Consider the following 20,600-nt stretch of genomic DNA (forward strand, 5'->3'; position numbering starts at 1 on the left):
TTGGGTAATTCTGTTATACGGAGTCCTAATGGACAGATTCTACACTGTCGGCACCGATCAATCTGCTGCGTTAGTATTTATGCAGCTTTTCACTTAAGCGCCACATTTTGCTTGGCAACAAGCTATTATTACCGACGTTGTTGAAATATAGAGGTGCCCGGCTGTGCTCTGAGTTCTGCTTTTATAGCCTTCTAAAATGGAGGGAATGACCCATATAACTGACGGCTCTGATCCATCTTTGGTGATCCTTCCGTAGATGAACCCAAAGGTACTCTTTTTGTTCATAAAACTTTATAAAAGAGAGCCTATATAAGAGACAAAAGGTGCTGACGGTAGTATTCCGAGAAGCTAAGCGTTAGCAAGGGAGGCTCAAAAGACTGCATCTCACGCTCATTAATATTTTTTGCTGATAACGGTTGGCTATTACTCGCAGCTGGCTCACTCTCCTCAGTGCCGCCCATTTGACTGGAGCGTGCTTTCTCCAATCGTAGGTTCAGCTTTTGGGTTTGAAGCATTGCCTGATCTTCGGGTAAATCTTCAGCAATTCGCTGCGAGTATTTCCGCAGTAGGGGCTCGGCGATCACATAGAGCCATGCTTTATCATCTGAGTCGTTTATTTTGCGTAGAATACGCCCTAATACCTGCCGGTAATGCAGTTCCGTTCGAATCCTACTCAGGTACGCACATACGCATAAACGTTGAATATCAGTCCCTTCGGATATCATGCTTACCGCAACAATCCAGCGCGTACTGTTATATCGGTATTGGTCAATTAGCTGATGCGCCTTCGGTGTTTGGCTGGTCACCACCACATAGCTTTCACCTTTGTGATGCAAAAGCTCGGCGATTTGATGCGCATGTTCAATGTCGGTAGCAACGACTAGACCGCCAGCATTAGGCACGCTGCCCCGCTCTTGGTTAAGTCGGTCAATGCCTAGGTCTAGCACCGCATTTAGGATGTCGTCGTGTCTCAACAGGTCTTCGTAACTGATTGGCGACTCACTAAGCAACTGCTGAAATGACGAAAATGCTCTTACTGATGCTGTGCTTTCGTTCTCTTCGGTCAAGCGGATCAGGGGGTTATCAATGAGGGTAATTCTTGGCGAGCGACATACGCCATCTTGAATGGCGGTTTGAAGGTCATATCGGTAATCACAAATTAGTTTGCCTTCTGGATCGCTGTAGCGAGCTAACGCAATAGGTAACTCATCCGAACGCCAGGGCGTTCCTGACAGCGCTAACGTGTAAGTGGCTGCATTTTGGATGCGCTGAATTATTTGCTGGCCCCACGTATTGCTGAGGAGCGGATCATGGCCCGCGCAGTGATGCATCTCATCGAAAATGGTCAATGTGCGATATTTTGTAAATAGCGCCCAAAACTCCTCAGGGTGATATTCCATAGATTGATAGGTGTAAGCAGCCCCAACCGAAGCAAGCGTATCGCCAAACCGCTGATTCAATACGACAGTAAAGGTGCGCTGTATGCCAGCCACCACTTCTCTCGTTGGCGCAAAACAGATAACAAAATCAATATGTCCTTCTTCAAGCAGCCATCGCGTGATTTCAGCTGCTAGTCGGGTTTTTCCGCTCGCAGGTGTTGCTTGCAGGAAAAAGTCGCTATGAAGTAAGTAGTGAACCTTCGCTAGCTCCAAGCACTCTGCTTGCCATCTCCGCAGCTTGGTGCTCATGTACCCCCCAGCCGATGTAGAGATTTTTCTAGCGCTCGCACTCGGCCCATTAAACGTGCGCTCCGGTCATAAGCATCACGATGATCAAGCACGATACTCGGCTTGAGATCGGGGTATTCATCCATAAGCTCACGGAATGCCTCGACTTCACCCAGTGTAGAAAGGAATTCACTTTGCGTTTCCTTTAACACTTTCTCCAAGGCATATTGGCTCGAAGCCTTCCTAGCACTGGGGCTCTGTTCACTACTACTTTTGACTTTTGGAATACCGGTTGTCTCCGTTGTTCCATAAGCTGTTTGCGACACGAGCCGCTGGTGCCATGCTTCAAAGCTTTCTCCCTCCAGGCACAAGCCTGCTTCTCTTATTGAAGGTAAGACAAAATAGAGCTGATCGCGTTTGCGTTTTTCACGGTCTTTCTCCACCAAACCAGCGGTGATTAGCTTTTTAATTCTTTCGTAGATAAAACGTCGCAGAGCAACTCGTCGCTCTGCTGCTATGCCATGTTGGTGTGCGTATTGGTCACGCAGGCTGCGTATCGTGAATTGAGCGTTATCAGTTTCTAAAAGGAGCTCGAAAATGCGCTCCTCTATTGAAGGAAGGGTACCCGACATGACCATCACCGTAGGAGAGGTAAAAAACGAAATGCGGATTATAGTCCGTGGCTAGATAGGCCGCAACGAAGGATAGTCCCGCCAAAAGGAAATGAGGCGGGTATGAGTGAGCTAGCGACGACGCTGGGAAGAAATATTAGGGAAACACGAAAGAAAAATGGCTTCTCGCAAGACGCCTTTGCCTTAGCTGCTGGCATCGACCGCAGCTATATAGGAAGAGTCGAACGTGGAGAAGTTAATATTACCGTGGAAAAATTATACGAGATCGCTGCAGTGCTCCAATGTGAGCCAACATTTCTTCTACCTGATCAAACCACCTTGGAACCAGAAGGGCACAAACCGGCCAAAAGTGGTTAGGCGCAAAAGAACATGGTGCCGGGTATTGATGCTTGCTATCGCAGACGTTAGCTTCAACAGAGAAAGGTTAATTTCTCCAAGTATGGATATCTATGAGTCCAGTGCCACGTCGGAAACGACCTGTTTAGCGGCGATACTCGCCGAAGGTTTAAGTTGCTTTACTCGATCAGCTAAATGGATAGACACTGAGTTCTCCGATCTAGGTTGTTTTAAGTAGGATATCTATTGACTTTGTTGCATAATAGCAATATTAATCGATATTCATTCATTCGATTGGGGAATGTATGTCGAATCTCTCTATCGGTCAGCTCGAAGCGCTTTTCTGGGTTGTCGAACTTGGCACATTCAGCCGGGCCGCGGAGCACCTGAACACAACGCAATCGACAATTTCCAAGCGCATTCAGGAGCTTGAGTATGCGACCGGTCTAACGCTTTTTGATCGTGCACGGCGTGGATCACGGGTAACGAAGCAGGGGGAGATCCTGCATGAACACGCGCGCCAGATGATGGAGCTCAGAGATCGGGTGATGTCGATCCGAAATGGCGATCATCACTTTGCACGAAAATTCCGACTAGGGGTGACGGAGCTTACCGCTCTGACATGGATGCCTCGTTTTGCTACGCTCCTGCGGCAGAATTACCCCGAAGTCTTGGTGGAACCCTCGGTCGACATGAGCCGAAGCCTTTACGAAGGTCTTATGGAAGGGCGGCTGGACGTGATCATCGTGCCGGAGGTGGTGGTCGATAATGACATACATGTCTATCGGCTGGCCGATGTCGATAACGCATGGATGGCCTCGCCCGATTTCCTGCCGGGACAACCAAACCTTGAACTGCGCGAAATATGCAATTGCCCGGTTATCACACAGGGAAGCCGCTCGGGCGCGGGGCTGTTCTTTATCCGCTGGCTCAAAACCCGTGGGCTGACCCTTGAGAACACCGTACATGCCGACAGCATGATGGCAGCAGTGGCCTTGGCGGTGGCGGGGTTCGGAATCGCGTATCTGCCGCGCGACTGTTTCGAGCCCTTGGTGAAAAGCGGCAAGCTGGTTGAGATGGTGTCGAACCCGCCGCTGTCACCGACATCCTATTCGCTGGTCGTGAGACGGGACCTCCCCTCGGCCTTCTACGACGACATCGCGAGAGTCGCCGTAGAAGCGTGCGATTTCACGATCCAATATCAGGAGACCCCCGGTTCGGGCGCTGACCTTGGAATGGCGGGTCAGCCGAACATATCAGCATAGGGGCGCAGGGCAATGCCCTCGTCCTTGAGCCGCGCCACGAGGCCAGCGGTCATTTCGACCGCGCCTGCAGTATCAGAGTGCACGCAGACGGAGTCGATCTGTTTGAGCGGGATCTTGACTCCCTCGACGGTGAAAACCGCCTGTTCGGAAAGCATCCGCAACACGTTCTGCGCGGCGGCTTCGCTGTCATGGATGACCGCGCCCGGAATGCCGCGCGACACGAGCTGTCCGGCCGGGTCATAAGCGCGGTCGGCATAGACCTCATGCACCACGCGCAGACCCTCAGCCACCGCCATGTCGGACAGGATGGTCTTAACCATCGTGGAGAGGATTATGTTTTCGTCGAGGGTCTGGATAACCTCGATCAGCGCCCGCGCGGCCCAATCCTCGCGGTGGACAAGATGGCCCATGGCACCATGGACCTTCACATGGGTCATCTTGTGGCCCGCCAGCTTTGCGGCGGCGTCGAAAGCCCCGATCTGGTAAACCATAAGCGCCTTGAGTTCCTGGGGCGAATAGGTCATCGGGCGGCGGCCAAAGCCCCAAAGGTCTGGATAGCCCGGATGCGCGCCGATGGCGACGCCGGCCTCTTTGGCCTTGCGGGCGAGGTTGAACATGATATGCGGATCGCCAGCGTGGAAACCACAGGCAACGTTCGCGGTGGTCACGAGGCTCAGCATCTCGGTGTCGTCGCCCGCGGAATAATCACCAAAGCCTTCGCCCATGTCACAGTTGATGTCGATGTATTCCATTATCATTCTCCGCTGGTTTCTGACCTTATCCGTCAATTTCGTGGCTGGTCGCGATGCTGAAAAGCGGATCGCTGAATTCCACAAGCTGGCCCTCGGCTGCCTGCATTTCTGTCAGCGTTCCTGTCTCGGCGGCACGGATCGGCAGAATCAGGTCGCCCGCGACCAGACAGCCCAGCCATTGGCCCACCTTGAGGGTCTCGCCGATTTCGGGGGGCGTGAGCAGACCGTCAGGCGAGGTCGCACGATAGGTGCCAAAGCCGGTACTGGCGATGGTCGCGTGGCTCGCCTTGGTTGGTGCAGCGGCGGTTGCAACCGTATCGGACAGCGCGATACGAAGCGATTGGCCACCCAGTTCAAGGCTGAGCGACCGACCTTGGGCCTGACGAAGCGCCTCGGCAAGGCGACAGATGACGGCGGGGTCTTTCAGGTCCATTTCAGTGCGCTCCTCAAGGTTTCGGTGACGTGCGCAAGATAGGTCTGCGTCGCCTGTCTGGCCGCGATGGCCTCGTCACGAGTTATCCGTTGCATTCTGAGTTTTCCGCCGACCGCAACCTGTACCAGCGCAGAGAGATCAGGTGCGATGATCGTGCCCATGCGGGGATAGCCGCCGCAGGTGTTCGCCTCGGCAAGCTGAATGACCGGCTCCCCCGCTGGGGGGATTTGTACGACGCCGGGGATCAGTCCGTAAGAGGCCAGGTTCAGCGGGGTCTTGGGCGAGAGTTTCCGCCCCTGAAGGCCATAGCCCTGACGGTTGCTGCTGTTGCTTATGGTCCAAAGTTCGCCCCAAAAGCGGGCCTGTTGGGTCTCGTCGAATTCGCCATACTCACGACCGGGAATGATCCGCAGGATCGTGTGGCCTTCCGGGTCGGTCAGGCGCGGGGGCGGCAGGACGCCGAAGCCGCCGCGTTTGTGAAGCGGGGCTGGGTCGATAGGCGATGCGCCAAGCGTCAGGCTGTCACCGGGGCGCAGAGCGCGTCCATTCTCGATGCCGCCGTAGCCGCCTTTCAGATCGGTGCTGCGCGCGCCAAGAACCGAGGGCACCTCTATCCCGCCTGACACTGCGAGATAGGACCACGTGCCTTGCTGCGCTGGGCCAACCTCGATTACCTGGCCCGCTTCCACGAGACAGGAGGTATAGGTCGGGATCGCCACGCCATCGACGCTCACGCGGGATACGGCCCCGGTGACGGCGATCAGGGCCGCTCGTCCGACACGCACACGCAGGGGAAGGCCGGTGGTTTCGATTCCAGCCGCGCCAGGGTCTTCGCCTACTAGCAGGTTCGCGACCCGGAGCGCAAGGCTGTCCATCGCGCCGCCTACACTGACGCCCTGTCCGCGTAGACCGGGTCGGCCCAAGTCCTGAACCGTGGCGAACGGGCCCGCTGCCAGAATATCAAGCATCTTGCGCCTCCTTTACGATGAAGCGAACACGGTCACCGACCCGCAGCCGCGCCGGATGCGGATTGGTTGCGTCGAAGAACGTCCAGTCCGTGAAGCCGATCACGTTCCAGCCGTTGGGTGAGGTCGAGGTCGCAACGGCGGTCTGCGCGCCGCCGATGATCACCGATCCGGCAGGCACCCGCTCGCGCGGCTTGGCCTTGCGCGGCATGGCGAGCCGGGGGTCCATGCCCCCGAGATAGCCGAAACCGGGCTGCGAGCCGACCGCCATGACGACAAGTTCGGAGGCGGAGTGCAGAGCGATCACCTCCTGCGGGGACATTCCCACATGCGCGGCCAGTTCTTCAAGATCGGGTCCGGCCTCGCCGCCGTAGGTGATGGGGATTTCGTGGATCGCGGGCGCACCGCTCCAGGCCCGGGCCTCGCCCCAAGCCTTGGTGATGCAGGACGACACCTTGTCAGCGGTGATCCGTTCTGGGTCGAACAGGCAGGTCAGGTTATTCACGCCGATCAGCACTTCCTCGACCCCCTCTATCCGTGGAAGTTCGTCAGCGACGACCCAGATGCGTTCCTGCGCGACCAAGTCGCTCGTGTTGAGTACTGTCAGCACGACCCCCGCTTCGCCAAGGTCGGAGAGGTCATAGGCAACATCGGTCATGTCCTGCCCTCTAGTTTCGCTTCAAGATAGTGAATGTCCATACCGCCTTTCGAGATAACTGGATCGTCCAGAAGACGACGGTGCAGCGGTGCATTAGTGGCGATGCCCTCAACCGTGAAGGCATCGAGCGCGGCTTTCATCCGGTCGATTGCTTCGATGCGGGTGTCAGCATGGCAGATGATCTTGGCGATCATTGAGTCGTAATGCGCCGAGATCACGCTGCCTGTGCAGCAGTGGGTCTCGACCCGGACGCCTTCGCCGGTCGGTTCGATCCATTTGGTTATCGTACCGGGAGATGGCATGAAGGTGCCGGGGTCTTCGGCGTTGATTCGGCATTCCAGCGCATGACCGCGAGGCGCTAGTTCATCCTGCGTGACCCAAAGCTGCTCGCCGTTCGCCACGCGAAGCTGCGCAGCGACAAGATCGAAGCCATAGATTTCTTCGGTCACGGGATGCTCCACCTGAATGCGGGTGTTCATCTCAATGAAGCTGAAGATGCCGTCTTCGTAGAGGAACTCGAAGGTGCCCGCGCCGCGGTAGCCGATGGCGCGGCAGGCGGTGGAGCAGGTTTTCGACAGCGCGTCGATCTTATCGCGCGGAATGCCCGGTGCTGGGGCTTCTTCGATGATTTTCTGATGACGGCGTTGCAGCGAGCAATCACGTTCGCCCAGCACGATGACGTTGCCCTGACCATCGGCAAGAATCTGAAGTTCGACGTGGCGTGGGTGTTCAAGATAGCGCTCCAGATAGACCGAGGGGTTACCGAAGGCCAGGCGGGCCTCTTCACGGGTCTGGGCAAGCGCAGTACCCAGTTCCTGCGCCTCGTGTACGACTCTCATCCCACGCCCACCGCCACCCGCAGCTGCCTTGATGATGAGCGGATATCCGACCTTCTCGGCCTCCGGGGCTAAGGTGTCGGTATTGCTGGTAGCATGGCCTTCGTAGCCAGGAATACAGGGCACACCAGCCGTAAGCATAGCTTTTTTCGCGCTGATTTTGTCGCCCATCTTGCGAATGACATCACCGGTCGGACCGACAAAGGCCATGCCTGCGGCTTCGACAGCGTCTGAGAATTCGGCGTTTTCCGAAAGAAACCCATAGCCGGGGTGCACCGCGTCGGCATTGCACAGGCGTGCGGCAGCCACGATCCGGTGAATGTCGAGATAGCTTTGTCCGGCTGATGCAGGGCCGATACAAAGATTCTCATCCGCCGAAGCTACGAAGGGGGCATCGCGGTCGGCCTGCGAACAGATCTGAATGCTTTGAATCCCCAGCTTGCGGCAGGCTCGCTGAATCCGAACGGCGATTTCGCCGCGGTTGGCGATCAGTAGTTTTTTGATATTCCTTGTCATGTTGACCAGCTCACTTCAAAAAGCGGTGTAGAGATATCGACGCTCTCGCCGTCCTTGGCCAAAACCCGAACGATACGGCCTGCGCGCGGCGCAGTGATCGTGTTCAGGGCCTTCATCGCTTCGATAACGCAAAGGCTTGCGTTCGCATCGATCTCGCTGCCCGCCTCAACAAAGGGCGCAGCTCCCAGTTCGGAAGCGGTATAGAAGATTCCAGCCAGAGGTGATTTGAAGGTTTCCGTGTCGGCGGCGGAGGTGGCGGTCGGCGAGTCGCTTGTGGCTGTGTTGGTATCACGCGACAGGACCAGGTGGAAGCTGTCTTCGGCGATTTCCAGTTCGCTCAGCCCGGCCTCGGCCGCCGCTTTGAGAAGGGATTCGATCTTCTTGATGTCCAAGGTAGCCTCACAATTATATCTGGTTTTCAAGTTGATGCCGGATCTCCGGCCCGCGACATTGCGGTATACAGTCGGGGCGACAGCGTGCTACTTACATTCCCAGCGTTTTAATGCCGGGCTGGGAGTTTCCGTCTTCATGAAGATGCCCTACAAGGACACCCATTTCTTCGCCCATGTGGAGCGTCAGCCGGAGCGCTACTATCCGCGCGCCCTCGGCTGGCGCAGCGCGACGCAAGCACCGCGCCGCGCCAGGATCCAGGCAGTTGAACCTTCAGTGGTTTATCGCCTGGGGCAGGTAGAGTGCGATGTCCGGGAAGATATACAGCAGCACGATGGAGACCAGCATCAGCAGGAAGAAGGGCAGGGTCGCCTTGGTGATGGTGACGATATCCTTGCCGGTCAGCCCCTGGATGACGAATAAGTTGAAGCCCACCGGCGGAGTGATCTGCGACATCTCCACCATGATCACTAGATAGATGCCGAACCAGATCAGGTCGAAACCCGCTGCGCTGACCAGCGGCATCAGAATAGCCGTGACTAGCAATATCAGCGAAATGCCATCGAGGAAACAGCCCATCACCAGCAGCAGCAGGGTCAGTGCCACCAGCAGCATGGGGGGTGATAGCCCCATCTCGCCGATGGCCCGGGCCAGCTGCATGGGAACCTGGGTAAAGCCCATGGCCGATGTGAGGAACGACGCACCGGCAATGATGAAGGCGATCATGCAGGCGGTGCGTATCGCCGCGAATAGCGACGCCTTGAAGGTGGCAAGGTCGAAGCTGCCGGTACAGCGTGCGATCACGATGGAGAGCACCACGCCGACCGCTGCGGCCTCGGTGGGCGAGGCCAGGCCACCGTAGATCGAGACGATGATACCGCCGATCAGCAGCAGGACCGGTATCAGCGATAGCGTGTGGCGAAGCTTCTCCGCCAGGGGCATCGACGACTCATCGTGTCCGGTAAGGCCCTGGCGATTGCCCTTGAGCAGCGACCAGAGGATCAGGTAACTCATGAACAGGGCCAGGATCAACAGCCCCGGGCCGATACCGGCCATGAACAGCCGGGAGATCGACTGCTCGGTCACCACGCCATAGACGATCAAGACGATAGAAGGCGGGATCAGCAGGCCCAGGGTAGAGGCGCTGGCCAGCGTGCCGATCGCCATGTTGCTATCATAGCCGCGACGCTCGAGCTCCGGCAGGGTCATCTTGCCCACGGTGGCACAGGTGGCCGCCGACGAGCCGCAGACCGCCGCGAACATGCCGCTGCCGATGATGTTGGCATGCAGCAGCCGCCCGGGGAGTCGGTTCAGCCAAGGCGAGAGGCCGCGGAACATGCTGTCGGCCAGGCCTGAGCGGAACAGGATCTCGCCCATCCAGATGAACATCGGCAGGGCGGTCAGTTCCCAGCCGTAGCTGGCGGCCCAGAAGTCCGAAGCCAGGATCGGCACGGGCGAAAAGGGGCTGAAGAAGGCCAGCGACACCCAGGCGGTACCGATCAGCGCGAAGGCGATCCATACGCCGCTGCCCAGAAGCAGCACGAGCGTGAAGACAGTAGCCAGACTCAATGCCAGCATGAGTAGTTCTCCGAAAGAGGATAGTGGCCGGGCTCAGCGAGTCTCGCTGTCTTCGGTTGGCGTTGCTTCTTGAAAGCTCGAGGGGTCGCGGACGGCGATGCGCAAGGCAAAGACCAGGGCTTCAAGCAATGCCAGGCAGAGCAGGCCCACGCCGATTGCCAGGACGGTCTGTGGAATCCAGAGGGGGATCGACAGGAAGCCTGATGAGATTTCGTTGAACTGCAGGCTTTCCCTTACCAGTTCGATCAGTCCATAGCCGAGCAGCAGGCTGAGGGTCAGGGCAACCAGCAGCCCGAAGACCTCGAACCAGACGCGTATGGCTGAAGGCAGCCGCGATATCAGCAGCGTCACGCGGATATGGGCATGGTGTACGAAGGTATAGGCGAGGCCGAGAAACGTTGCACCAACCAGCAGGTAGGAGGCGAGTTCCGATACCCCGGTTATGCTCAATCCGGTGCGGCGCAGACCAATCAGTACCAGGCCTGCATCCATGAACCTGAAGGCGACCTGAAGGGAAACCAGGGCGCAGATGGTGATCATGCAGGCGGCCGCTCCCCAGGCACCGAGGCGGTAGAGTGCATTGAAATTGAAGGTCATAATTTATCTCACGGCGAATTCGAGGCGGGCGCGGCGGATTGCCACCGCACCTTAGTGGTCAGGCCTCAGTGGTCACGCTGCTCGCGATACGTTTCGAGCACCTGCTTGGTCGTGTCATCGGCGCGCTCTTCCCAATCGCTGAACAGCCTGTCGCCTGCTGCCTGCAGGGCGGCTGCCACCTCGTCGTTCGGCGTGGATACGGTGATGCCGTTCTCCTGCAGGGCCTGGGTACTGGCTTCGGTGTCGTCGCGGCTCATCTGCCAGCCGCGCTCTTCGGCTCGGGCGGCCGCCTCGAGAACGGCCTCTTGGGTCGCCTCGTCCAGGCGGTCGAAGGCGCGCTGGTTGATGAAGACGATATTCTTCGGCTGCCACAGGTTGGCGTCGGTGTAATGGGAGACGTAATCCCAGGCAGTCATCGAGTTGCCGGTGGAGGTCGAGGTGATCATGGCGTCCACGCGCCCGGTGCTGAAGGCGGTGGGGATATCGGACTCCTCGGTTTCGGTGGGATTGCCGCCAAGGTAGTTGACGAAGCGCTGGGTATTGAGGTTGGATGCGCGGATCCGCAGGCCCTCGAACTGGTCTGCACTGTTCAGCTCGAAGTCGGTATAGATGCCCTGGGAGGGCCAGGCCACGGAGTAGAGGGGCATTATGCCCTGTTTGGCGAACAGTTCGGTGATGATGGGCTTGGTGGCCTCCCACAGGGCAAAGGCCTCCTCATAGTTGCCAGCCACCCCCGGCAGGGTATCGACTTCGAAGATCGGGTCCTCGTTGGAGAGAACCGAGAGCAAGACCTCGCCCGCCTCGATGGTGCCGCGACGGACGGACGGCTTGATCTCGCCGTGAGCGACCAGAGAGCCACCGCTGTGTACGTTGATGGTCAATTCGCCATCGGTGGCTTCTGTCACGTCTTCGGCGAACTGCTTGACGTTCTGGGTATGGAAGTTGGCATCGCCATAGGGGATCGCCATGGTCCATTCCGTTGCCTGTGCGGTCGCTGTGAAGCCGAAGGCAGCCGCCAGTATTACGGGAGTGGCTATCATCTTTTGCATGGTAAAGACCTCTTGTTCATGTTGTTAGTCGTATTGTTGCCTGAGGGTGAGTCGTAGGGTATTGCGGCCGCACCCAACAGTCTTCGAAATCCGGATCTGCCATCTCGTTCTGGCGCCTTTCCATGGTCATTCTGGCGATGGTCATCAGTGTGCTGACGCTGTGTATTCGCAGCTGTTCCAGCTTCAATAGGCCTGTGTTCTCCGGCTTGTATTTTTATTTCATTTGAGAATAGCAAAGGAAGTGTCAAAAAAAGCGATATTAGTCGATACAAATTGATTCGAAAGAAGAATGCATGGAAAGTGGGACATGATGTTCCGTTTCGCTACGCTCCTGCGCGAACTACCCAGAGGTGCTTGCAGAATCCACCGTGGACATGAGCCGTGGACAGTCCCCTGAATCCGTGAGACTGTCCCTGACGCGCTTGGCCTATCGATCATCGGGTAGTACTTCGAGATTGCGGGCGTCGACAGCATTTATCGCCCCTTGCCCCCTTGGATTGGCCGACGGCGCCTACCCCCATGTCGCCGATCAGGCTACCCTTGCCCACACCCTCTGCGACGATCGCCTCCTTGGCGGCGAAGCCCAAGAAGATTTCCACGCTCAGTGCCCTGGTCTGCTCGGCCAGCCTGCGGCATAGGCCGGCATTGATCACGTAGCGAGTCATGTCCTCACCGGTATTGCCCATGAGGGGCGGCACCAGGGCGTTAGGCAGCTTTTGGCCCTTCTCGCCGCCCTTGCAAATGGCGCCGGAGCAAGTATGGAGCCCACCTCGGAGCCCTTCTCTACCATGTAGACCGAAAGCCCCAACTGGGTCTCGTTTGCCCGCTGCACCAGCCGGCATTCGGCGGCAGGCCCGAGGGGCCGGTGCCGACGATGACCACCTCGAACTTCATGGATTTCTTTCTATTCCTGACGCCATGTTCCGCCCCTGTTGATGGGAAAAAATCGACGGCTACGGCGAGCATCCGTCGTCAATCCGATAAACCACTACTGAATTAGATCCGCCCCTACAGCTTGCTCTCGATCTCCGGCAGCGCCTCGAAAAGATCCGCGACCAATCTGTAATAGGCCACTTGGAAGATAGGCGCCTCCTCGTCTTTATTAATCGTCATAATTACTTTGAGTCCTTCATGTCCGCCAGTTGCTGGATCGCCCAACTCCTACGACACCGCGCAGGAGGTAGTAACGCAGAAACAGATTGGCAGGCCTACAGCTTTCCATGCTGTCCCATAGCAGAATTGGAAACTCAAGATACGCATGCCCTCCGATGACAAGGTCGGTTGACGACCACACCAGATTCATAAGAAGGTTCTTGCCGCTGCTTGTGCATAATCAAATACTGGAATTTCTCTCATCTGCTTCTCACTTATTATTTTGTAAAAGCTTGATGGAAAGCAGCTTATTTCCTAACAATGTGCTAGCTCCCTAACTACTGTCGACCTGGCACAAGAACAGCTAGGCGCCGCTCTATCAACCATTTCGTGGCGTTACGTGCAGGTATGATTATTGAGAGCTGAAAGTGAACCAAACGCGCCTGAACCCGACGATATACAAGCATGGCATGACATGGGTGAGGTCGGCAGAGAAATCATCGACGCCCCCAACAGAGAAGATATTTGGGCAGCCGCTGTTCAGGTGATGGGTGAAGTTCAAGCACGGCGCTGGATAAAAACAGCGCACTCCAAGCTAGATGGTAAAAGCCCCACTCGGTGTATCGAGGAAGATCCTATGCGGATATATGACCTTGTGGCACTGGAGCGAGCTAATGGCTGATATCGACCCTGAGCGGACATTGCCGGAAAAGGCAGTAGGCCCGCGAATTTTGGATATGTGTCTCTATTTACCGGACAAGCGTGCCGATACTCTTGTCCAATCGTAGAATGGACTGCCTAAGACCTGTTAAGCATAGGAATCTCATGCCCATCGACAATTGCAAACATTCCTTTGACGAACTCGCTTCAAAAGTACTCCCAGGCCACTTCGAAGCGCTGATGGCATCGATAGAGAGTCCGGTTCTCGCCTCCGAAATTGTTGGGTATAAGAGTGCCACAAAAACCCTTCTAGCTAAGCTCGGAAGGAGTACTGATTTCCCAGGCTGCTATGCCTTCTTAGATGAAGAGAAGCCCATTTACGTTGGGATTTCGAGAAGTCTAATCAAGCGATTAACCCAGCACCTGAACCATGACTCACACTATTCAGCTAGCTTAGTTTACAAAATGGCAACAGAAGACTACCCCCACGAAATGAAGCGAGATCAAGCTATGAAAGATGATCAGTTTCGAGAAGTCTTCTTTCATAGCCAGCAACGTTTGCAGGCGATGCGAATAGCATTTATCGAGGTTCAGAACGACCTAGAGCTGTACGTTTTTGAGGTATACGCTTCTATGAGATTGGATACAAACATATGGAATACCTTTCGAACACATTAGTGCTTAACGAGGCCAATCAAGGCAAAAGCTTTTCTGTTCCGGCTTCGCCTCCATTCCAAAGCCGCGCATGCTGCGGGCGTTAAATGCTCATGGAAACACTATCTACACAGATGAGAGCTTACCTACGATCTGCACTAGCTGATGACAGTTTTATGCTTGCGGGAAACACTTTTCGTGCGTTAAAGCGTCGTGGGTTTATCAAGCCTAGCGGTGGCTTGACCGAGGATGGGTGGAGGCAGGCTGTTCTGCTATCAAAGCTACCTGCTCAATGCGAGCAGCTTGAAATCCCAATTCGAACACTAAACGACTTTAAGTATGAGGGTGCTTCGGAGCGAGCGGTATGGCTTCACCTTAAAGAAGAGGGGTATGAAGGTTCATACTGCGAGGGCGGAGCAGTTCTGATAATTATTCGGGCTGCTGCATTGGATGCGCTCGCTCGCCTTAATACGTTCGGGTCGAGAGAAGATGCTTGCAGTCGGTATACAGAAGCGCAGCTCAAAATTCACGAGGCCAGAATTTCGGAAATAATGGCGGCTATTGAGCAGGCAAGTCTAGATTCAGTCTTGAAGAATTTTCACGAGATTTACTGCTCGCAAATGGTCCGGGAAGCATATCCTGATCTGACTGAGCGTTGTATCGAAACGCTATTTAATGCTATTGGCCCCATGAGGCTCAAAAAGATAGCCGAGGCAATTGCGGAGAATCCTTATCAATATCGTGCTGGCTGGCCAGACCTGACTATGGCAAAGGGAGATAAGATTCTTTGGGCAGAGGTCAAAACGACGGACAAATTGCACACAAGCCAAATCATCACTATTGGCCGAATGAAACCATTGCTACCGGGGGAGGTCTGCGTATTCCACGTGCGCAGCGCTTAGCGGTGCACAAACATCTAAAAGGTGGTCGGGACACCAACTATCTATGCCTCGCACTGTTGCTGCCCGTTACGACTGGCATTAGAACTTCTCATTCAAATGGAGAGTTAAGGAAGCATGGCTAAATGCACAGCACCATCAAGAGGACATCGTTCAGCGAGCGCGGCAGCCAACTGCCCTGCATGTGGCGGGCGCTATAGTCGTTACGGAGGTGAAGGCTAAAGTTCATACTCGACTCCATCTTATTCCTCGTCTCGGAGCAGTGGGAGCAGCGGGGGGGCAAGTCGCAGCGCAAAGCCACGCTGGTCGAAATCAGGTTCATCTGTACCGTACACACATGCCCAGGTTCATTCTCTCGAACCAATCCGAGAAACAGTTGAGATTCGAGCAGCACAGCAACCTGATCTTCGCGATGTTTTCTTGTGTCATGCTTGGGGCGACCGTAAAGAAGCGGCTAAAGATCTGCATGATTTACTTGTGGTTGCCGGTGTAAAAGTTTGGTTCAGCGAGAATGATCTTGGACTTGGCGTCCCAATGATGCGGGCCATCGACAAGGGTTTAGCGAATTCTAGAATAGGACTTGTATTGGTCACCCCAGCAATGCTCGAACGCTTACCAAAAGAGAGTGTCGCAGACAAAGAGCTTTCAGCATTGCTGGCACGTAACCAGCTCATTCCCATCGTGCATAACACTTCCTATGAAGCCCTACGAAATGTTAGCCCCATGCTCGCCTCTCGAACTGGATTGGATACGTTTGAAGACTCAATGGAAGTTGTCGCAAAAAAAATCGCTGAGTTGGTAGAAGTGTAATTCTGAGGCTATATGTTCCAACAAGGCTAGGCATGCAACGCCTGTTGCATTGTGGCTCCGCCTCCATTCAGTAGCCGCGCATGTTGGCAGGCGTTATATCAGTACTGCCTAAAAGACCGCTCTTGGCCGAAGCCAGCCCTCCAAGGCTCTCATGTGTCATTTCCAGAAAGTGACTACCTGAATGTCCTCAGTGGTCGCATTCACCTTTTGCCTTAACTATACGCTTGCGCCAAAAACGCGATGAGGCTTAGTGGTGGCTCCTATCGATTGAACCGTCGAAACCATGAGCGCAGTCAATGGCAGGGTAGGGCATCATAGGCCCGACAAAATTCAGACGTTGTGGCCAAAGGTTTTGCGCCAGTCGCGTGGGTTGACTTGATGATGATGCCTAAAGTGTTGCCGGAAAGAGGTCGCTGTGCGAAAACCAACTCTCTCTGAAATAGCTTCCACCGATAAGGAAGTGGTTTCCAGCAGTTCGCGTCCACGTCGTAACCGCTCGTTCACTAACCACTCCACGACCGTCATGCCGGTCGCTTTATGAAAGTGACGCGTGAAGGTACGTCTGCTCATGGCGGTACGCGCCGCTAGCTCATCAATGCTATGCGAAGCGACTAGGTTTCCTCTCAAATAGTCCAATAAGCGATTGATGTGGGCATCCTGGGTGGAGGTAGCCATCGGTTGTTCAATGAACTGCGCCTGTCCACCCTCACGATGCGGCGCAACCACCATGACCCGGGCTACCTTGTTCGCAATTTGCGCGCCGTAATATTCGCGCACTAGGAATAAGCAACAATCCAGGCCAGCAGCCGTGCCCGCTGACGTTACCAGCCGATCCTCCTCCACATAGAGCGCATTGGTGTCCAGTTTGACCTTGGGGAAGCGGCGACTGAAATCCTGCTCGGCAAGCCAGTGAGTCGACGCCCGCTTGCCATCTAGCAGCCCCGCGTAAGCCAGGGCATAGGTGCCGTAACAGAGCCCGACCACATGAGCGCCTCGCTCATGACAGCGGACGAGCGCCTCAACCAACTCGGGCGGCGGGGCTTCGTTCAGGTCATGCCAGCCGGGCACCACCGCGATATCCACGTTGTCCAAAAGCTCTAAACCGCCATCGGGACGGATCATCATGGCGTGCTCGGCCTCCAATGATTCTCCTCCCGGAGCCACAATGAATAGATCGAATAGTGGGCGATCGATCATCACCATGCCGAACAGCGTGTAGGGCACTGAAAAGTGGAAAGGGCTAATACGTGGGTGGAGGATCAGTCCGACGCGAGGCAGAGACAAGGCTTGGCTCCTAAGGTTGTATTCACTTAATACTACTAAACTGGCCCAATAGTTTCGATCATTGGCTTTCAGGCCAATGTTTCTGTTGTTTGAACGCCTCTAAACTGCTTCCCATCAACCCACCCATATTTTGATAGGAAGTATCTAGATGTTATTTAAAACCTTAGCCAGTTCTCTCGTCCTAGCCACAGGACTCATTGCCGGTAACGCATTGGCGGATTCAAACGCCCAGGCGTCAACGCATCAAGTGCAGCAGATTCGCAATGCAACGGTGAAAATCACCTATGGGGACACCACCTTTTTGGTTGATCCGATGCTGGCCGAGCAAGGCGCTTATCCTGGCTTCGAGAATACCTATCGTAGCGAGTTGCGTAATCCTCTCGTGGGGTTGCCCATGCCTTTTGAGGAGATGATTGATGATGTCGACGCTGTCATCGTTACTCACACACACCTCGACCACTGGGACGATGCCGCCCAGGAGCTGCTGCCGAAGGACATTCCCCTCTTTGCACAGAACACTGCCGATGCCGAGCTGATTCGCTCACAGGGTTTTAGCGATGTGCGTATTTTGGACGGGGAGGCGGAATTTGGTGGAGTGACATTGCATAAAACGGGCGGTCAGCATGGCTCCGATACTCTCTACGCTGTGCCTGAATTGGCGGAAAGCCTCGGTAACGTTATGGGCGTCGTCTTCGAAGCTCCTGACCAAAAAAACACGTATCTGGTGGGCGACACCATTTGGCGTGACGAGGTTGAGCAGGCACTGGCGAGTTATAACCCCGAGGTAATTGTAGTGAATTCTGGCGCCGCAGAGGTCACTGGCTTCGAAGGTGACCCAATTATCATGGGTAAGGAAGATACGCTGCGTATGCATCAGGCAGCCCCTAATGCGGCAATCATCGCGGTGCATATGGACGCTGTGAACCATATGACGCTAAGCCGTGAAGAGTTGTCTCATTACGTGCAAGAAGCTGGGATCCAGGATTACGTGGCTATCCCCGCTGATGGTGAAGTCGTCTCCTTTTAATACCATGGGTCGCCTTTGATGGCGGCCTATTTCTTCTTATTAACGTCTTAGCGCTGGCACGTTAGCTTGCTGCCTTCATCTCCAAGCACCAACGCACTGGCAACCATTACTGAAAAAGGAATAACCTCATGAGTAACCGCGCCATTATCGTCGTCGATATCCAGAATGAATATTTTGCCGGTGGCAGGCTTCCACTGGAAGGTATTGAAAAAGCAGCGGCGAATGCCGCCAAGGTCATTGAGCATGCGCGGTCGGCAAAAGATCTCGTGATCTATTTCCAGCATGAATCTGCTGATCCAGAGATCCCTTTCTTTACCCCCGGTACGCCAGAGGTCGCCATCCACTCAATGATTGCGCCATTGGAGCAGGAAACAGTACTAGTGAAGCATTTTCCTAACTCGTTTCGCGAGACTGGCTTAAAAGAGCGCTTAGACCAACAGCATATTGAGGAAGTCGTCATTATCGGCGCCATGAGCCATATGTGCATCGATGCAACCAGCCGTGCGGCATCAGACTTCGGCTATAAAACGACGATTATCCACGATGCCTGCGCCACGATGGATCTTGAATTCGAAGGCGCTACGGTGCCTGCGTCTCAGGTTCACGCAACGATAATGGCGGCCCTAGCTTTCGCTTACGGCACGGTAATCACCACAGATCAATACATTAAGTAACACTATCAACCTGTAAGACATATTTAGCTCAATGCCGCCTTCGTGGAATCACTAATGGAAGGCGGCATTGGGGGCTGAATCACTGCTATAAGAGCTTCACTCCTCGAAGCGAGTTAAGCGAGTAGGAACCTATGGTACGGTTTTTCAGAAGCCAGTTACTATTTATGACTTAACAAGTTAGGCGAAATGAGCGTAACGGATGCAAAGCGATTTAAAGGACTCGAAACCGAAATATACGATTAAAAAATCGTATCGCCAAATCGCTACTGGAGATAAAGGCCACTGGCGAAGCGTTTCGAATCGTTTGTATGTGTGTCATTCAATGTGCTCTTTCCCCGCCCTAGACCGCAACGGGGCATAGTGGAAGCGCAAAATAACTCTGGCAAACAGGCACTGTCGCTATGGTGCTGGGATGATCAATATGAACCTTTGCCTCAGTGCACAGTGAGAATAGTCCTCAGTGCTTGAAGACAAATATCGATTTCTTCAGGAGTGTTATAGTGAGCAAGCGAAATACGGGTTATCGAGGCCAAGCCAAACGGGCGCAGGATGTTCCCGGAAAAAGCGTCATCGCTGCGGGCATGAACGCGTATGCCATGTTCGCCTAGATAGGCCACTACCTGAGTGGCGTTAATTCCCTCTATTGCAAAAGATATGGTGCCTTCCCGATATGGGGAGTCGACCTGACCAATCAGTTTTACTCTTGGCAATGACCCCAGCCCGGGAAGCTTCTCCGTCCCCTTGATCAAGCGCGTGACTAACGCTTTTTCATGGTTATGCATGGCTCTCCCTGCGGCCACGAGTCGTTCACGCCGCAAAACGCTGTCCGTGAAAGAGCTTCCCAGCCACTCCAGATATTTCACCACCTCATCAGCACCGGCCAGTGCCGATGGATCACGACTGCCTAACTCCCAGGCATTATCGGGTTTACCCGCCAGACGATCGTGATCCACTATACTCAGTCGCGGAGATACCCAAGCATACCCATTATTAAAACGGCAAAAAGCCTTGTACATTGAAATGACATACCCATCCACACCATAGGCTTCAACGTCAAGCGCACCATGGGGTGCATGCTGGATGCCATCAACTATGATGTAGCATTCTGGTGCGATCGTCCTAATGCTTCGAGCAATCCCCGCTACATCCTGAACCATGCCGGTGACCGGACTGGTATGTATGATGGTAGCCACTCTAGTGTCTGGCTGTACCACTGCTTCGTAATCTGCTGCAGTAACACGACCGCTCGCAGTATCAAAAGGGACCTTCAGCCATTCACGGTTGGTGCGCCGTGCCCATTGGACAGTCGCGTCAAATGTTGCCGGATGCTCAAGCTCACAGGCTACTACGCTCCCACCGGTCGGCGCAGCCATTGAGGCAGCCCGAATAAGTCGGAAAAGGCATTCGGTCCCTGTTTCTCCCCCGAAAATCACGCTATCCCCATCATTAGCACCAAAATATGTTGCAAGTGCCTGCCTACCTTTGGTCACGACTTGTGATATTGCGTGAGACGCGAGGTTGTTGCGATGTTCATTATCAGGGATGCTAGCTATTTCTGAGCCTCGCTCTATCACTGATTTGAGTGTCAGAGTGCCGCCTGCATTCTCAAAATAAATGCGCTTACCAGTAAACGGGCAATGGTCTACATGGCAAAAGCGCTCACGGATAGCAGCTAGTAACTCGGGAGAAAAACTCTGGGATGCATTTTTATACGCTAGCGTGTCGGCGCCGGGAGCATGTATGTTTGTCATCTTATTTATCTCCAAAATTGATAAGGAATCAGGTAGTTGCGGTGCGATGTTGGCACCAGAGTGCGAGAACAAGTG

General features: G+C 54.8%; 22 protein-coding genes and 1 pseudogene. 9 read left to right on the plus strand and 14 right to left on the minus strand.

Annotated features, from left to right (window positions below):
- Window positions 1-305: 305 nt before the first annotated feature.
- Window positions 306-1,688, minus strand: a complete 1,383-nt coding sequence (locus ACQE2I_RS03255; RefSeq protein ID WP_427030067.1) for a DEAD/DEAH box helicase — start codon at window positions 1,686-1,688, stop codon at window positions 306-308.
- Window positions 1,685-2,299 carry a hypothetical protein gene (locus ACQE2I_RS03260; RefSeq protein ID WP_427030068.1) on the minus strand — a complete coding sequence of 205 codons (615 nt, stop codon included), beginning with the start codon at window positions 2,297-2,299 and terminating at the stop codon, window positions 1,685-1,687. Before ACQE2I_RS03260 ends, ACQE2I_RS03255 begins: the two co-directional genes overlap by 4 nt.
- 102 nt (window positions 2,300-2,401) lie before the next feature.
- On the opposite strand from ACQE2I_RS03260, the gene ACQE2I_RS03265 reads away from it, so the two are divergent.
- Both ACQE2I_RS03265 and ACQE2I_RS03270 read left to right on the plus strand, forming a co-directional pair.
- Window positions 2,402-2,656, plus strand: a complete 255-nt coding sequence (locus ACQE2I_RS03265; RefSeq protein ID WP_427030069.1) for a helix-turn-helix domain-containing protein — start codon at window positions 2,402-2,404, stop codon at window positions 2,654-2,656.
- A gap of 284 nt (window positions 2,657-2,940) precedes the next feature.
- The gene (locus ACQE2I_RS03270) at window positions 2,941-3,900 is read left to right on the plus strand and encodes a LysR family transcriptional regulator (RefSeq protein WP_427030070.1); all 960 of its coding nucleotides are present in this window, start codon (window positions 2,941-2,943) and stop codon (window positions 3,898-3,900) included.
- Here ACQE2I_RS03270 and ACQE2I_RS03275 read toward each other — a convergent pair.
- The 9 genes from ACQE2I_RS03275 to ACQE2I_RS03315 form a co-directional block, all read right to left on the minus strand.
- Window positions 3,879-4,652, minus strand: coding sequence for a LamB/YcsF family protein (locus tag ACQE2I_RS03275; RefSeq protein ID WP_427030071.1), 774 nt, complete (start codon window positions 4,650-4,652; stop codon window positions 3,879-3,881). The genes ACQE2I_RS03270 and ACQE2I_RS03275 overlap by 22 nt on opposite strands.
- Window positions 4,653-4,677: 25 nt before the next feature.
- Window positions 4,678-5,085, minus strand: coding sequence for a hypothetical protein (locus ACQE2I_RS03280; RefSeq protein WP_427030072.1), 408 nt, complete (start codon window positions 5,083-5,085; stop codon window positions 4,678-4,680).
- Complete coding sequence (locus ACQE2I_RS03285; protein ID WP_427030073.1) at window positions 5,076-6,053, minus strand: biotin-dependent carboxyltransferase family protein; 978 nt, start codon at window positions 6,051-6,053, stop codon at window positions 5,076-5,078. The genes ACQE2I_RS03280 and ACQE2I_RS03285 overlap by 10 nt, the downstream gene beginning before the upstream one ends.
- On the minus strand, window positions 6,046-6,708 hold the full coding sequence (pxpB, locus tag ACQE2I_RS03290; protein WP_427030074.1) for a 5-oxoprolinase subunit PxpB: 663 nt from the start codon (window positions 6,706-6,708) through the stop codon (window positions 6,046-6,048). Before pxpB ends, ACQE2I_RS03285 begins: the two co-directional genes overlap by 8 nt.
- The gene (gene accC / locus ACQE2I_RS03295; RefSeq protein WP_427030075.1) at window positions 6,705-8,060 is read right to left on the minus strand and encodes an acetyl-CoA carboxylase biotin carboxylase subunit; all 1,356 of its coding nucleotides are present in this window, start codon (window positions 8,058-8,060) and stop codon (window positions 6,705-6,707) included. The genes pxpB and accC overlap by 4 nt, the downstream gene beginning before the upstream one ends.
- The gene (locus tag ACQE2I_RS03300; RefSeq protein WP_427030076.1) at window positions 8,057-8,452 is read right to left on the minus strand and encodes an acetyl-CoA carboxylase biotin carboxyl carrier protein; all 396 of its coding nucleotides are present in this window, start codon (window positions 8,450-8,452) and stop codon (window positions 8,057-8,059) included. The genes accC and ACQE2I_RS03300 overlap by 4 nt, the downstream gene beginning before the upstream one ends.
- Window positions 8,453-8,723: 271 nt before the next feature.
- Window positions 8,724-10,028, minus strand: coding sequence for a TRAP transporter large permease (locus ACQE2I_RS03305; protein WP_427030077.1), 1,305 nt, complete (start codon window positions 10,026-10,028; stop codon window positions 8,724-8,726).
- A gap of 33 nt (window positions 10,029-10,061) precedes the next feature.
- Window positions 10,062-10,625: a TRAP transporter small permease gene (locus ACQE2I_RS03310; RefSeq protein ID WP_427030078.1), complete on the minus strand. Its 564-nt coding sequence runs from the start codon at window positions 10,623-10,625 to the stop codon at window positions 10,062-10,064.
- 65 nt (window positions 10,626-10,690) lie between these two features.
- Window positions 10,691-11,674 carry a TRAP transporter substrate-binding protein gene (locus tag ACQE2I_RS03315; RefSeq protein WP_427030080.1) on the minus strand — a complete coding sequence of 328 codons (984 nt, stop codon included), beginning with the start codon at window positions 11,672-11,674 and terminating at the stop codon, window positions 10,691-10,693.
- Between the two features lie 374 nt (window positions 11,675-12,048).
- Between ACQE2I_RS03315 and ACQE2I_RS03320 the strand changes: the two genes are divergently transcribed.
- Complete coding sequence (locus ACQE2I_RS03320) at window positions 12,049-12,312, plus strand: hypothetical protein (protein ID WP_427030081.1); 264 nt, start codon at window positions 12,049-12,051, stop codon at window positions 12,310-12,312.
- Window positions 12,313-12,682: 370 nt separating this feature from the next.
- Here ACQE2I_RS03320 and ACQE2I_RS03325 read toward each other — a convergent pair.
- Window positions 12,683-12,834 (minus strand): annotated as a pseudogene (locus ACQE2I_RS03325) (electron transfer flavoprotein subunit alpha/FixB family protein); the annotation flags it as partial.
- A gap of 407 nt (window positions 12,835-13,241) precedes the next feature.
- Here ACQE2I_RS03325 and ACQE2I_RS03330 point away from each other — a divergent pair.
- The 4 genes from ACQE2I_RS03330 to ACQE2I_RS03345 all read left to right on the plus strand — a co-directional run bounded on the left by ACQE2I_RS03330 (window position 13,242) and on the right by ACQE2I_RS03345 (window position 15,789).
- Window positions 13,242-13,448, plus strand: coding sequence for a hypothetical protein (locus ACQE2I_RS03330; protein ID WP_427030083.1), 207 nt, complete (start codon window positions 13,242-13,244; stop codon window positions 13,446-13,448).
- Window positions 13,449-13,591: 143 nt separating this feature from the next.
- Complete coding sequence (locus tag ACQE2I_RS03335; protein ID WP_427030084.1) at window positions 13,592-14,104, plus strand: GIY-YIG nuclease family protein; 513 nt, start codon at window positions 13,592-13,594, stop codon at window positions 14,102-14,104.
- Window positions 14,105-14,193: 89 nt separating this feature from the next.
- Window positions 14,194-14,982, plus strand: a complete 789-nt coding sequence (locus ACQE2I_RS03340) for a VRR-NUC domain-containing protein (RefSeq protein WP_427030085.1) — start codon at window positions 14,194-14,196, stop codon at window positions 14,980-14,982.
- A 417-nt stretch (window positions 14,983-15,399) separates the two neighbouring features.
- Entirely contained in the window at window positions 15,400-15,789 is a 390-nt protein-coding gene (locus ACQE2I_RS03345) for a toll/interleukin-1 receptor domain-containing protein (RefSeq protein WP_295710561.1), read from the plus strand.
- Between the two features lie 330 nt (window positions 15,790-16,119).
- On the opposite strand, the gene ACQE2I_RS03350 is transcribed toward ACQE2I_RS03345, so the two are convergent.
- Complete coding sequence (locus ACQE2I_RS03350; protein ID WP_427030087.1) at window positions 16,120-17,073, minus strand: GlxA family transcriptional regulator; 954 nt, start codon at window positions 17,071-17,073, stop codon at window positions 16,120-16,122.
- Window positions 17,074-17,221: 148 nt separating this feature from the next.
- Between ACQE2I_RS03350 and ACQE2I_RS03355 the strand changes: the two genes are divergently transcribed.
- Together ACQE2I_RS03355 and ACQE2I_RS03360 are read left to right on the plus strand one after the other, a co-directional pair.
- Window positions 17,222-18,100 (plus strand): MBL fold metallo-hydrolase, encoded by an 879-nt coding sequence (locus tag ACQE2I_RS03355; protein WP_427030088.1) that lies wholly within the window; start codon window positions 17,222-17,224, stop codon window positions 18,098-18,100.
- 128 nt (window positions 18,101-18,228) lie between these two features.
- Window positions 18,229-18,774, plus strand: coding sequence for a cysteine hydrolase family protein (locus tag ACQE2I_RS03360; RefSeq protein ID WP_427030089.1), 546 nt, complete (start codon window positions 18,229-18,231; stop codon window positions 18,772-18,774).
- A 434-nt stretch (window positions 18,775-19,208) separates the two neighbouring features.
- On the opposite strand, the gene ACQE2I_RS03365 is transcribed toward ACQE2I_RS03360, so the two are convergent.
- The gene (locus ACQE2I_RS03365) at window positions 19,209-20,525 is read right to left on the minus strand and encodes an aminotransferase class V-fold PLP-dependent enzyme (RefSeq protein ID WP_427030090.1); all 1,317 of its coding nucleotides are present in this window, start codon (window positions 20,523-20,525) and stop codon (window positions 19,209-19,211) included.
- Between the last annotated feature and the right edge of the window lie 75 nt (window positions 20,526-20,600).

Origin of the sequence: Halomonas sp. H2 (assembly GCF_050215315.1) — a bacterium.
Taxonomy (GTDB): domain Bacteria; phylum Pseudomonadota; class Gammaproteobacteria; order Pseudomonadales; family Halomonadaceae; genus Vreelandella.